The sequence below is a fragment of the Herbiconiux liukaitaii genome, from assembly GCF_041927495.1.
In the GTDB taxonomy this organism is placed as follows: domain Bacteria; phylum Actinomycetota; class Actinomycetes; order Actinomycetales; family Microbacteriaceae; genus Herbiconiux; species Herbiconiux liukaitaii.
Map to the genome: position 1 here is coordinate 564,219 of NZ_JBHFHG010000003.1, position 12,948 is coordinate 577,166.

Here is a 12,948-nt window from a genome sequence, read left to right on the forward strand (position 1 = left end):
TCTACTCCTCGTCCCACTCGGGGGCGTGCTCTTTGGCGTACTGGATCTGGCTGTTCGAGGTGCCCTGAGCCACCATCGGCCACACCATGGCATCCGCCGAGACCACGAAGTCGATCACCACGGGGCGGTCGTTGGTCTCGAGAGCGAGCTTGATGGCCGCATCGACGTCCTCTGCCCGGGTCACTCGGATGCCGAGAGCTCCGTAGGCGTCGGCCATCTTCACGAAGTCCGGGATCATCTGCGTCTCGTGCCCCGTGTTGAGGTCGGTGAACGAGTGCCGGCCGTCGTAGAACAGCGTCTGCCACTGGCGCACCATGCCGAGGGAGGAGTTGTTGATGATCGCGACCTTGATCGGGATGTTGTTGATCGTGCAGGTGGCGAGCTCCTGATTGGTCATCTGGAAGCAGCCGTCGCCGTCGATCGCCCACACCACGCGGTCGGGCTGGGCCACCTTGGCGCCCATGGCCGCGGGGACCGCGTACCCCATGGTGCCGGCGCCGCCGGAGTTGAGCCAGGCGTGAGGGCGCTCGTACTTGATGAACTGCGCCGACCACATCTGGTGCTGCCCCACGCCCGCGGCGTAGACGCCCTCGGGGCCGGTGAGCTCGCCGATGCGCTTGATCACGTACTGCGGGGCCATGAGGCCGTCGCTCGGCTCGGTGTAGCCGAGCGGGAACTCCTCCTGCAGGCCGTTGAGGTAGGTCCACCAGTCGGCGAGGTCGAGCTTCGAGCCGCCCGAGATGTCGGTGTAGGCCTTGATCAGGTCGGCGATCACGTCTTTCGCGTCACCCACGATCGGCACGTCCGCGATGCGGATCTTGGAGATCTCGGCGGGGTCCACGTCGACGTGCACGACCTTGGCGCCGGGTGCGAAGTCGGCGGCCTTGCCCGTGACGCGGTCGTCGAAGCGCGCGCCGAGCGAGATGAGCAGGTCGCTCTCCTGCAGGGCGAGCACCGCGGGAACGGTGCCGTGCATGCCGGGCATGCCGAGGTTCTGCGGGTGCGAGTCGGGGAACGCACCGCGCGCCATGAGCGTGGTGACCACGGGCACGCCCGTCGCCTCGGCGAGGGCGAGCAGCTCGGGCGAGGCCTCGGCGCGGATGACGCCGCCGCCCACGTAGAAGACGGGCTTCTTGGCCTCGACGAGCAGCTGGGCCGCGGCCTGGATCTGCTTGCCGTGCGCCTTCGTGATGGGTCGGTAGCCGGGCAGGTCGACCTTGGGCGGCCAGGAGAACTCGAACGAGTTCTGCTGTGCGTCCTTCGTGATGTCGACGAGCACGGGGCCGGGGCGCCCGGTGGTGGCGATCTGGTACGCGGCCGCGATGGTGGCCGGCACGTCGGCCGCATCCTTCACGAGGAAGGAGTGCTTCGTGATGGGCATCGTGATGCCCACGATGTCGGCCTCCTGGAAGGCGTCGGTGCCCATGAGGTGCGAGAACACCTGGCCCGTGATGGCGAGGAGCGGCACCGAGTCCATGTACGCATCCGCGATGGCCGTGACGAGGTTGGTGGCGCCGGGGCCGCTCGTGGCGATGGCCACGCCGACGCGACCGGACGAGGCGGCGTAGCCCTCGGCCGCGTGGCCGGCGCCCTGCTCGTGGCGCACGAGGATGTGGCGGATGTCGTCCTGCACCATGAGCTCGTCGTAGAACGGGATGATGGCGCCGCCCGGCAGACCGAACACGTCGGTGATGCCGAGCTCCTTGAGCGAGCGGAGCACGGCTCCGGATCCGGTGAGCGTCTCGGTGGCGGGCGTGGTCGGGGCGGTGGTCTTCTTCGTTGGGACAGGGAAGGCGTCCGAGGACATCTGGTTTCCTAAAAGTCGAGCACGAGGGATGAAGGCGGAGACGACCTAGCCGGTGATGGCGCCGACAGCGGCGGAATGGACCAGCTTGGAGTACTTCGCGAGAACGCCACGGGTATAGCGCGGGGGAAGGGGGGCCCAGCCGTCTCGGCGGGATTCCAGCTCTGCCTCGTCGACAAGTAGGTCGAGCGAGCGAGCGGCGATATCGACCCGTATTGGATCACCATCGCGCACGAAGGCGATCGGACCTGCGTCGACCGCTTCGGGTGCTATGTGGCCGATGCACAGGCCGGTTGTGCCGCCTGAGAATCGTCCGTCTGTCAAGAGTAGTACATCTTTGCCGAGGCCTGCGCCCTTGATGGCGGCGGTGATGGCGAGCATCTCGCGCATGCCGGGGCCGCCCTTGGGGCCCTCGTAGCGGATGACCACGACGTCGCCGGCGTTGATCCGGCCCTCGGTGAGGGCGTCCATGGCCTCGCGCTCGCGCTCGAACACGCGGGCGGGGCCCTCGAACACGTCGGCGTCGAAGCCGGCCGACTTCACCACGGCGCCCTCGGGAGCGAAGGAGCCCTCGAGGATCGTGATGCCGCCCGACTTGTGGATGGGGTTCGAGAGCGGGCGGAGCACCTCGCCGTCGAGCGGCGCGATGTCCATGGCCGCGAGGTTCTCCTCCACGGTCTTGCCCGTGACGGTCATGGCGTCGCCGTGCAGCAGGCCCTCATCCAGCAGGGCCTTCATAACGGCGGGCACGCCGCCGTGGCGGTCGACGTCGTTCATCACGAAGCGGCCGAAGGGCTTGAGGTCGCCGATGTGCGGCACCCGGTCGCCCACGCGGTTGAAGTCGGCGAGCGTGAGGTCGACATCCGCTTCCGCCGCGATGGCGAGCAGGTGCAGCACGAGGTTGGTGGAGCCGCCGAAGGCCATGCCCACGGCGATCGCGTTCTCGAGCGACTTCTTGGTGATGATGTCGCGCGCGGTGAGGCCGAGGCGCAGCATCTCGACCACGGCCTCGCCGGAGCGGTGCGCGAAGTAGTCGCGGCGGCGGTCCGCCGCGGCGGGGCTCGCGGAGCCCGGCAGGCTCATGCCCATGGCCTCGGCGGCGCTCGCCATGGTGTTGGCGGTGTACATGCCGCCACAGGATCCCTCGCCGGGGGCGAAGGCGCACTCGATGCGGTGGGCGTCCTCCATCGACATGCGGCCGGCGCGCACGGCGCCGACGGCCTCGAAGGAGTCGATGATCGTGATGTCCTTCTCCGTGCCGTCGGAGAGCTTGACCCAGCCGGGAGCGATCGAGCCCGCGTAGAGGAAGACGCTCGCGAGGTCGAGGCGGGCCGCCGCCATGAGCATGCCGGGCAGCGACTTGTCACAGCCGGCCAGCAGCACCGAGCCGTCGAGGCGCTCGGCCATCATGACGGTCTCGACGGAGTCGGCGATGACCTCGCGCGAGACGAGCGAGAAGTGCATGCCCTCGTGGCCCATCGAGATGCCGTCGCTCACGGAGATGGTGCCGAACTGCAGCGGGTAGCCGCCGCCGGCGTGCACACCCTCCTTCGAGGCGCGGGCGAGGCGCTCGAGCGAGAGGTTGCAGGGCGTGATCTCGTTCCACGAACTCGCGATGCCGATCTGGGGCTTCTCCCAGTCGCCGTCTCCCATGCCGACACCGCGCAGCATTCCGCGCGAGGTGAGGGCTTCGATCCCATCGGTGACGGTGCGGCTACGCGGCTTGATGTCTATTTCCGGCATGTTACGAGTTTAGAGGCGCGGGAGCGATGCTCCGGCACGCTTCTCGGCGAGCATCCGGAGAGCGGATGCGACTTCGTGCGGGCCGTCGACGCGGTGCGTGGCCCTCGTGTCGCCCGATCCGCTCTTCAGCCCCAGGTCACCGGGCACGAGAGCGGCGAAGCCGTCTTCGTCGGTCACGTCGTCGCCCGCGAAGAGCACGGCGGTGGCGCCGGTCTGCGCGCGAAGACGCTCGACGGCCTCGCCCTTGGTGGTGCTGCGCACCGAGAACTCGAGCACGTTCTTGCCGCGGCGCACGGTGAGGCCGTTGGCCTCCGGATCGGTCTCGGCGAGCGCCCTGGTCTCGGCGGCGGTCGTCTCGGCGACTCCCGCGAGGCGCGTGTGCAGGGCGAAGCCCGCAGGCTTCTGTTCGATCCAGACGCCCTCGATGTCATGGGCGATGCCCTCGAGCGTGGCGCCGAGGGCATCCCGGCGCTCGAGCTCGCCCGCGTCGAGGTCCACCTGCGTGCGGCCGTCGGTGTGCACCTCCACGCCGTGCGACCCCACGAGCAGCGCCGTCCCGGGCAGCTCGCTCACGTGCTGCAGGCTCGCCATGGCGCGGCCGGAGATGAAGGCCACCTCGGTGTCGGGCAGCTCCAGCAGGGCGAGCACGGCCTCGTGCGCCTCCGGCAGGGCCCGTGCGTCGTCCGGCACGTCGACCTCGGGCGCGAGTGTGCCGTCGAAGTCGAGCGCCACGAGCAGGGTGGGGGTGGTGGCGAGGGTGGTGAGGGCCTCGTCGAGGTCGGAGGGCAGGGGCGCCGACGTGTCGGTCATCGTGCTTCCTCGATGGCCCGTTCCTCGGCGCGGGCCTCGCTGCGGGTCTGACCGCGCAGGGTGGCCTTCGGCTGAACGAGGTCGTTCGTGGGTGTCGCGAGCGCCTCCAGGAACGACGACGACCACCGGGCCACGTCGTTCTCCTGCACGCGCTTGCGCATGGCCCGCATGCGGCGCGATCGCTCGCTCTTGGGCATGCGCTTGGCCTGCATCATGGCCTCCTTGAGGCCCTCGATGTCGTGCGGGTTCACTCGAAGCGCGGTGCGCAGCTCGTCGCTCGCCCCGGCGAACTCGCTCAGCACGAGCACGCCGTCGTTGTCGAAGCGCGAGGCCACGTACTCCTTGGCCACGAGGTTCATGCCGTCGCGGAGGGCCGTGACGAGCATGATGTCGGCGGCGAGGTAGAGCGCCACCATCTCCTCGCGCGGGTATCCGTGGTGCAGGTAGCTGATGGCCTGGTGGCTGATGGTCGAGTAGTCGCCGTTGAGGCGGCCCACCGTGAGCTCGATGTCGTCGCGCAGCATCTGGTAGGTGCGCACGCGCTCGCGGCTCGGGCTCGCGACCTGCACGAGCGTCACGTCCTCCACGTCGAGCTCGCCGTCGGCCAGCAGCTCGCCGAAGGCCTTGAGGCGGTGGCCGATGCCCTTCGTGTAGTCGAGGCGGTCGACGCCGAGCATCACGACGGCCGGGTTGCCGAGACCCTCGCGGATCTCCTTGGCCCTCGCCTGGATGTCGGGGTGACGGGCCAGCTCCTCGTAGCGCGCGGCGTCGATCGAGATCGGGAACGCCTTGGCCACGACCGTGCGCACCTTCTTCTCGGTGGCGGCCTCGTCGCCCTTGGCGCCGACCGTGACGGTCGAGATGCGGTGCTGGGAGCTCGCGGCCTCCTCGTCGGAGATCGGCACGTCGATGACGGTGCCCTTGGTCTGGTGCCCGAGCAGGCGGCGCACGGCGCGCGTGAAGTTGCCCGCGTCCGCGGTGCGCTGGAAGCCGATGACGTCGGCGCCGAGCAGGCCCTTGATGATCTGCGTGCGCCACGGCAGCTGCGAGTAGATGCCGTATGCCGGGAACGGAATGTGGTTGAAGAAGCCGATCGTGAGGTCGGGCCGCTGCTCGCGCAGCATCTGCGGCACGAGCTGCAGCTGGTAGTCCTGCACCCACACGGTGCCGCCCTCCGAGGTGGCCGCGGCGGCGCGGTCGGCGAAGCGCTGGTTGACCTTGACGTAGCTCTCCCACCACTCGCGGTGGTAGGCGGGAGGCGCGATCACGTCGTGGTAGAGCGGCCAGAGCGTGTCGTTCGAGAAGCCCTCGTAGTAGAGCTCGATCTCTTCGGCCGAGAGGCCGACCGGGATGAGGTGGATGCCGTCGTGCTCGAACGGCTCCGCCTCGTCGTCGGCGCTGCCCGTCCACCCGATCCACGCTCCGTCGGCTTCGCGCATCACGGGCTCGAGGGCGGTGACGAGGCCGCCAGGCGACGTGCGGAACGAGGGATTGCCGTCGGCATCGGTGATGCGGTCGACCGGCAGGCGGTTGGAGACGACGACGAAGGGGAACTCGCCGGCGATGGGCTGAGGAATGGTGCTGTCGTTGATAGGCATGCGAGGCCGAGCCTACCAGCGGGGAGGGCGAGTCGCCCGGGCCCGAGCGGGGTAGCGTGGTGGCAACGACGCAGGGAATGGAGTCACGGTGCGCAAGTACATCCTGAACAGCAGCATCATCGGTGCGGTCATCGGTGGATTCTCGGCGGTGCAGACCACGAGGAAGGGTCCGCGCGACTGGCGCCTCATCCTCATGTGGGTCAGCTGGGGCATCACCGTGGCCCTCGCCGTCGGCAGCGTGCTGCAGGCCGACGAGGACGCGCGCGAGCTCGACTCCTGACGCTCGGGGTCTAAGGCTTCCCCGGCTCGCGGCCCTGCTCCCGGCCCGAACCCCGCTGCGGGAACGGCCGGGTAGGCGGCGGGCCTTCGCCCTCCGACTCCAGATCCGAGGTTCGGATGGGGCCGGTGAACATGCTCGCCCTGCCCTCGGCCCCGCGATCGCCGTGGAACAGGCCGGCGGCCTCCGGGTCTCCGAGGTGCGCGGGCTCCGCGATGTCGGGCTCCGCCTCGCCGAGCTGCACGCGTGAGCGCGGGATCGACTGCGGGCTCATGCGGTAGAGCCACGCGATCATCTCCTCGCGCACGAAGCAGCGCAGGTCGAACAGGGTGGGCGCGTCGACCGCCGTCACCAGGATGCGGATGCGCACGTAGCCGCCCACCGCATCCGTGACCTGGAGCACCGAGACCCGCCGGTCCCACAGGTCGGTGCGCTCCAGGATGCGCGCGAGCTCGGTGCGCATCTCGGCCGGCGTCACCCTCCAGTCGAGGTCGAACTCCACCGAGCCCAGCAGCTCCGAGTTGCGCCTCGTCCAGTTCTGGAACGGCTGCGACGTGAAGTAGGTGCTCGGCAGCACCATGCGCCTGTCGTCCCAGATGTGCACGACCACGTAGGTGAGCGTGATCTCCTCGATCCGCCCCCATTCGTTCTCCACGATCACCACGTCGTCGACGCGCACGGCGTCGCTGAAGGCGATCTGCATGCCCGCGAAGACGTTGGCGAGGGTGGACTGCGCGGCGAGGCCCGCGATGATCGACACCACTCCGGCCGAGGCCAGCACGCTCGCGCCGACCGCCTGGGCGCCGGGGAAGGTGAGCAGGATCGCGCCGAAGGCAATCACGATCACCACGGCGATGACGAGCCGCCGGAGGATGAGCACCTGCGTGCGCAAGCGCCTCGCGATGCGGTTGTCCGGGCGGTCGATCGTGTAGCGCGCGAGGGCCACGTCCTCGAGGAAGACGGCCAGGGCGCAGATGAGCCAGGCGCCGGCGGCGATCGTGACGATCAGGAAGCCCTGGTCGACCACGGGGCCCCATTCGCCGACGGGCAGGGTCAGCCCCACCGCCACCCAGAGCAGCACCACCACGAGGAACACGCGGAACGGCAGCCGGGCTCGGCGCACGAGCGCGGCGGGCCAGTCGCGACGCCGGGAGGCGAGCTTGAGCGCCAGCGCGATGAGCGCTGTCACGATGATCGCGGCCACGAGGGCGGCGACGGATGCGATCGCGAACGCGATCCAGGTTCTCTCGAGCAGCACGGCACCCCTTCCTGTCGGCGAATTCCTACCCTAATCAGCCCAAAGCACGCAGCGGACCGGCGTGTCGATTCGCCCCGGCAACACCCAGCCCGCACACTGTTCAGACACGAGGGATCACTAAGGAGCTCCGATGATCGGCTGGCGACGACGCGCGAAGGCTGCTCGGGAGACCACGGTCTCCCAGGAGCGACTCTACGAGCTCGTGAACCAGACCCTCATGGAGAACTTCGGGCCGCTCGGCTCGTTCGCCATCACCCGCCGCTCCGCCGCCGACTCGGACGACATCTTCCACACCTCGCTCGCCCGTTCGGTGGCCCGCGACATCGTGGCCAACCTCGCCGAGCACGGCATCACGGTGCGCTCCTCGCTCGGCCACGCCGCGGCCCCGCTCGCTCCGCTTGACGCCGTGTACGTGCCGCGTCAGCTCGCCCGTGCGGTGTCGTCGTCGGCTCCGGTCGCGCCCATCGCTCCCCTGACACTGACGCCTGCGGCCCTGGGTCCCGATCCTCAGGACGACGACGCGCTGCGCTCCCTCGTGGCGCACCACCGCGAGGTCGAGGCCGCCGCCGCGCAGAAGAGCACCGAGACGAGCACCGAGAAGACCACCGGCGACGGCTGGGCCTACGCCCGCTGACCCACTCGGCGTCAGCCGATGTGCTTCCAGGTGGCAGGCCCCTCGCTGCCCGCGGGGTACTCGTCGAGCGGCACCTCGTCGGCCCGCCACGCGGCGATGACGGGGGCGAGGATGCGCCACCCCTCCACGGCGGAGTCGCCGCGCACGCCGAGCGTGGGGTCGCCGTCGAGGATGCCCGCGAGCACCTCGCGGTAGGCCAGCAGCTGGCCGTCGCCGAAGGTGGCGTCGAGGCTCGCGCGCTCGAGCTCGTAGGGGTCGCCAGGGCCGTTGATGTCGATCTCGAGCGACATCGCATCCGGAGCCAGGAACAGCCGCAGCACGGTGGGCGCGTTCTCCCCCGTGAGCCCCACGGGCAGCTGCTGGGCGGGCTTGAACGTCACCACGATCTCGCGTCGACGCTCCACGAGCGCCTTGCCCGAGCGCAGGGTGATGGGCACACCCTTCCAGCGCCAGGTGGAGACCTCGAGCGTGACCTCGGCGAGGGTCTCGGTCTCGCGGGCCGGATCGACTCCCTGCTCGTCGGCGTAGCTCGGCAGCGATCGGCCGTCGACGGTGCCTGCGGTGTAGCGGGCGCGGCGGCTGCCGGCGGCGGGGTCGTCGTTCCACACGTGCGTCGCCCGCAGCACGATCTCCTTGGCGTCGCGCAGGTCGTCCGACCCGAGGGTCGAGGGTGGCTCCATGGCGAGCACGGCCATGACCTGCAGCAGGTGGCTCTGCACCATGTCGACGAGCGCACCGGCCTTGTCGTAGTAGCCGGCGCGGCCCTCGAGGCCCAGCTGCTCGTCGTAGACGACGTCGATGGAGGCGATGTGCTCGGAGTTCCACACCGGCTCGAAGATGCGGTTCGCGAAGCGCAGACCCAGGATGTTGAACACGGTGGAGCGGCCGAGGAAGTGGTCGACGCGGTGCACCTGGTTCTCGGGCACGAGCTTGGCGAGCTCGGCGTTGAGCGCCTGGGCGCTCTTGACGTCGACGCCGAAGGGCTTCTCGAGGGCGAGGGTGAGGCCTGGCGGGTACTCGATGGTCTGCAGCGTCGAGACCACGGCCGCTGCGACGGCGGGAGGGAGGGCGAAGTAGATGGCGGGATTGCCCGTGGCGAGGGCGAGCACGTCGCTCAGGGCCTTCGCGTCGGTGACGTCGGCCTCCACGTAGCGGGTGGAGGCGAGCAGGGCCTCGACGGCGGGGCCGGAGGCCTTGACCTCGGCGAACGACGTGGTCACGACGGTGCGCCACTCCTCGGCGCTCCAGGCCACTCCCCCGGCACCGATGAGCTCGATGCGCCTGTCGGGCTGGTCGGTCAGCAGCTGGCCGAGACCGGGGAGGAGGAGGCGTGCGGTGAGATCTCCGCTGGCGCCGAAGATGAGGAGCGTGTCGACCCGTTGCGTCATAGCCCTCACAGTACAACGGGCCCCCTCAGCGCGGCGGCGGAAGAGAGACCAGCAGCGGAAGAGAGACCAGCAGCTGAAGAGAGAACAGGGGCGGCCACCCGAAGGCCGCCCCTGTTCTCGAATCATCCCCGTGGACTCCGGGGCGCGGAACTGACGAGTGAACCACGCAGGGGGCCGGAGCCGCGAGCGGCGATGATCTGGCTGTCTGCCAGACATCAGTGTGGCCGGTCCCTCCGGAGGGGTGTGATGAGTACTTTCTACTCGTTCCGAACCCACCTCCGACCGGGCGGCTACTCCGTGCTGTCGACCGTGTCGGCACGATCGAGCTGCAGCGCTCCGAGCTCGGTTGCGAGCTCGCGGCGGCTCGCGATGCCGAGCTTCTTGTAGATGCGGGCGAGGTGGTTGTCGACCGTGCGCACCGAGATGCCGAACTCGGCGGCGAGCTCGGCGCTCGTGCGGAGCGAAGCGGCCCCGGAGGCGAGCTGCCACTCCCGATCGGTGAGGGGCATCACCCGCGGCTGCGCCTGCCGGTGGCGAGGAGTCATCGAGATGCCCGTGCGCACGGTCCACGAGTCGGCGAGCCTGCGGGCGTGGGAGGCGCGCACGATGTCGTCTCCCGACTGCTCGGCCACCCAGCGGGCGGCATCGATGGCGGGGCCGAGCAGCCCGGCATCCGCGAGCTGCTTGGCGATCGGCAGCACGTCGTGCCTCGAGACCACGGCCCGCGCGTGCGCCTCGCACAGCGGGAAGGCGTGCCTCGACGCCACGAGGGTGGGCAGCATGACGGTGGCGCCCACCACGGGGTCGATCCGCACGGCCTCGTAGGCCATGAGGGCTGCGAGGTAGCGGTTGCCCTCCGCTGCGGCCTTGTGCAGCACGGGGGCGAGGCTCCGGATGGCGAAGCCGCGACGACCGGCCGCCGCCGCCACCCAGGCCCTGGCGAGGGAGGCGTAGAGCTCCACCCTGGGGTCGCGGATCTCGGCGGGCGTGAGCTGGTCGAGCCAGCTGCGCGCCACGGCGAAGCGGCCCGTGCGGGCGGCCACCGCGGCCGAGAGGGCGTCGGCGGCGGGCAGCAGCCCCGCGATGTCGCGCCACACGAGGTCGCGACGGCCCTCCGAGATGTGCTTCCAGGCCCGCGCGGGCGATCCGGTGTGCAGCTCGATCATGGCGAGCGCGAACCTCCACATGCCGCGCGCGCTGGGGTTGGAGCTCTCGGCGTGGGCGAGGTTGGTGCGCGCACGCAGCCTCGCGTCGGCGAAGCGGCCCGTGAACGAGAGCACGAGCACCTCCGAGAGCTGGAACAGGTCGCGCGCGTTCGGCAGCACCTCGCTGAAGCGGTCGCAGGCCGCGAGGCCCTTGGCCACCGCCTCCTCGGCGAGCACGAGGTTGCCGCCCATCGTGTGCAGGCTCGCGGTGAGCTGCAGCAGGTTGAGGTCGGCCGGCGTCTGCACGGGGCCGAGCTCCCTGAGGGCGTCGATGTCGGGTGAGATGTCGTGGCCCGCCATGACCCGCCACTTCGCGAGGTCGTCCTCCACGTGCACTCGCTGCTCCGCCGCGAGGCGGCCGAGCACGGCCTCGATGCGCACGATCGCCTGGTCGGGCTTGAGCACACGGAAGGCGAGGTGGTTGCCGTGCGCCCTCGCGAGCGACACGAGGAACGGATCTCCGTCTCCCACCTCCTCGAGGAGCAGCCACGCCGCCTCGAAGTGGCCCGTCGCCGCCTCGATGCGCCCGACCTGCGACGAGGCCTGGGCCTGCACGTACTCTCCTGTGGCCCGCAGCAGCGCTGTGTGGCCGCTCTCGACGGCGTGCCGCCCTAGGGTGATGGCGGTGGAGTACCTGCAGGCGCTGAGCTCCTGGTGGGCCTGGTCGAGCACCGTGCGGGGCGGCACCTCCTGGCCTGCTCTGAGCTGCAGCAGCGTGCGGCGCACTCGGTGCTCCGGATAGCCGTCGAGCATGTCGGCTCCCGCCGCGCAGAAGTCGGCGCGATCGAGCTCCGAGACCGCCGTGAGCACCACCGAGGCGTAGAGCGGATGCGCGAGCCGCACCCACAGCCGCCCGTCGGCAGGCACCGTGCAGACGAACCCGAGCGCCTCGGCCCGGCGGGCACCGCGCTCGGAAGCGCCCGCGGTGCCGGCCTGTTCCACGGGCACTTCTCCGGCCACCGCCACGAGGGCCAGCAGATCGGCCACTAGCGGCTCGGTGTGCAGCGGATCGGCAGGCAGCGAGGCCACGAGGCCCCTCGTGATGTGCGGCCAGTGCTCGCGCCACGGGGCCGCGTCGTCGTGCAGATCGGTGGCCACGGCCGCCGCATCGATGAGTTCGGCGAGCGTTCTCGTGCTGCCGGCCGCGAGTCGCACGATCTCCTCGGCCGCGAGCGTGCCCACGAGCGGCCCGAGGCGCTCCTTCACGAGGTCGTGCGCCTCGCCCGGTGTGAGCGGAGGGAGGTCGATGGCCACGGTGGCGTGCGCCGCCACGTCGGCCCTCGTGGAGGGCGGGCCCGCCGGCGGCCGCCCGGTGGCGACGGAGAGCACGAGCGCCGCCGCACCGGCCTGGGCCACCTGCTCGAGCACGCAGCAGCTCGCCGCGTCGAGCTGGTCGGCGTCGTCGACGATCAGGAGCACCCCCGGCCGGTTGACGAGGCGGTGGAACTCGACGATCGCCGATCCCTCGGGCCCCGCCGCGGCGGGGAGCTCCGCGAGCAGCGGCGCGAGCGCGCCGAGAGGCACCTCGGCGAGATCGGCCCGGCCGCGCACGATGTGCACGACACGCCCTGTGCCGGTCTGTGCAGTGCCGGGCTGTGGAGTGCCGGCCTGCGCAGTGCCAGGCTGTCCAGTGCCGGCCTGAGCGGCGATGGTCTCGAGGAAGGACGTGCGCCCCACACCGGGGCGACCCGTCACGAGCACGAAGGGCCGCGGTCCCGGCCGTTCGAGCGCCTGCTGCGCCTGCCGGAGTTGACGTTCGCGGCCGTGCAGTCGGCCGGGTCGGGAGGGGGGATCCTGTTTGCTCATGAGTAGGTTCTACTCAGCAGCGAACCCCCGTGTCCGCCTCCGGACAGCAGGTTACGTAGCCGGAGGAGCCTGATTACGTAGCCGACGAGCGCTACTGCATCCGGAGGTCGGGATCCGCGGCCCCTGCCCTATCGTGGAGTCGTGAACGCCACCACGGCCAGGCTCATCCTCCTGCTGCGCATCGCCTACATCATCGGGGTGTCGCTCTTCGTGATCGACGTGCTGTTCGCCGTGGCGCTGCAGACGACGCTGTGGGTGCTCACGGGCGCGATCCCCGAGGAGCTGCCCTACACCGAGGTCATGGACTGGATCGCGATCGTGGCGTTCGTCTTCGTGGTGATCGGAGCCGTGCTCACGATCGTGACGACCTCGGAGTTCGCCCGCGCCGGCGTGGACGTGGATGCGGATCGGTCCCACTGACTGTC

Annotated in this window: 10 protein-coding genes; 3 read left to right on the plus strand and 7 right to left on the minus strand. The window is 70.4% G+C overall.

All coding sequences use genetic code 11. The annotated features are described in order from the left end of the window. Position 1: 1 nt before the first annotated feature. The 4 genes from ACEXQC_RS07200 to ACEXQC_RS07215 are packed head-to-tail and all read right to left on the minus strand — an operon-like array spanning position 2 to position 5,955. Complete coding sequence (locus ACEXQC_RS07200; protein ID WP_374819931.1) at positions 2-1,807, minus strand: acetolactate synthase large subunit; 1,806 nt, start codon at positions 1,805-1,807, stop codon at positions 2-4. 45 nt (positions 1,808-1,852) lie between these two features. Further along, a complete protein-coding gene (gene ilvD / locus ACEXQC_RS07205; RefSeq protein WP_374819933.1) occupies positions 1,853-3,547 on the minus strand; it encodes a dihydroxy-acid dehydratase in 1,695 nt (564 codons plus the stop codon). 9 nt (positions 3,548-3,556) lie between these two features. Then, positions 3,557-4,357 carry a trehalose-phosphatase gene (gene otsB / locus ACEXQC_RS07210; RefSeq protein ID WP_374819935.1) on the minus strand — a complete coding sequence of 267 codons (801 nt, stop codon included), beginning with the start codon at positions 4,355-4,357 and terminating at the stop codon, positions 3,557-3,559. Next, positions 4,354-5,955 carry an alpha,alpha-trehalose-phosphate synthase (UDP-forming) gene (locus ACEXQC_RS07215; protein WP_374819937.1) on the minus strand — a complete coding sequence of 534 codons (1,602 nt, stop codon included), beginning with the start codon at positions 5,953-5,955 and terminating at the stop codon, positions 4,354-4,356. Before ACEXQC_RS07215 ends, otsB begins: the two co-directional genes overlap by 4 nt. A gap of 88 nt (positions 5,956-6,043) precedes the next feature. Here ACEXQC_RS07215 and ACEXQC_RS07220 point away from each other — a divergent pair, with 88 nt between their 5' ends. Continuing rightward, a complete protein-coding gene (locus ACEXQC_RS07220; RefSeq protein WP_374819939.1) occupies positions 6,044-6,235 on the plus strand; it encodes a hypothetical protein in 192 nt (63 codons plus the stop codon). 10 nt (positions 6,236-6,245) lie between these two features. Here ACEXQC_RS07220 and ACEXQC_RS07225 read toward each other — a convergent pair whose 3' ends face one another. Then, positions 6,246-7,490, minus strand: coding sequence for a mechanosensitive ion channel family protein (locus ACEXQC_RS07225; protein WP_374819941.1), 1,245 nt, complete (start codon positions 7,488-7,490; stop codon positions 6,246-6,248). Positions 7,491-7,620: 130 nt separating this feature from the next. On the opposite strand from ACEXQC_RS07225, the gene ACEXQC_RS07230 reads away from it, so the two are divergent. Continuing rightward, positions 7,621-8,124 carry a hypothetical protein gene (locus tag ACEXQC_RS07230; RefSeq protein WP_374819943.1) on the plus strand — a complete coding sequence of 168 codons (504 nt, stop codon included), beginning with the start codon at positions 7,621-7,623 and terminating at the stop codon, positions 8,122-8,124. Positions 8,125-8,135: 11 nt separating this feature from the next. Here the strand turns inward: ACEXQC_RS07230 and ACEXQC_RS07235 are convergent, their stop codons facing one another. Next, positions 8,136-9,512: a glucose-6-phosphate dehydrogenase gene (locus ACEXQC_RS07235; RefSeq protein ID WP_374819945.1), complete on the minus strand. Its 1,377-nt coding sequence runs from the start codon at positions 9,510-9,512 to the stop codon at positions 8,136-8,138. A 290-nt stretch (positions 9,513-9,802) separates the two neighbouring features. Next, positions 9,803-12,523 carry an AAA family ATPase gene (locus ACEXQC_RS07240; protein ID WP_374819947.1) on the minus strand — a complete coding sequence of 907 codons (2,721 nt, stop codon included), beginning with the start codon at positions 12,521-12,523 and terminating at the stop codon, positions 9,803-9,805. A 141-nt stretch (positions 12,524-12,664) separates the two neighbouring features. Here ACEXQC_RS07240 and ACEXQC_RS07245 point away from each other — a divergent pair, with 141 nt between their 5' ends. Next, on the plus strand, positions 12,665-12,943 hold the full coding sequence (locus ACEXQC_RS07245) for a hypothetical protein (RefSeq protein ID WP_374819949.1): 279 nt from the start codon (positions 12,665-12,667) through the stop codon (positions 12,941-12,943). The last annotated feature ends 5 nt before the right edge of the window (positions 12,944-12,948 follow it).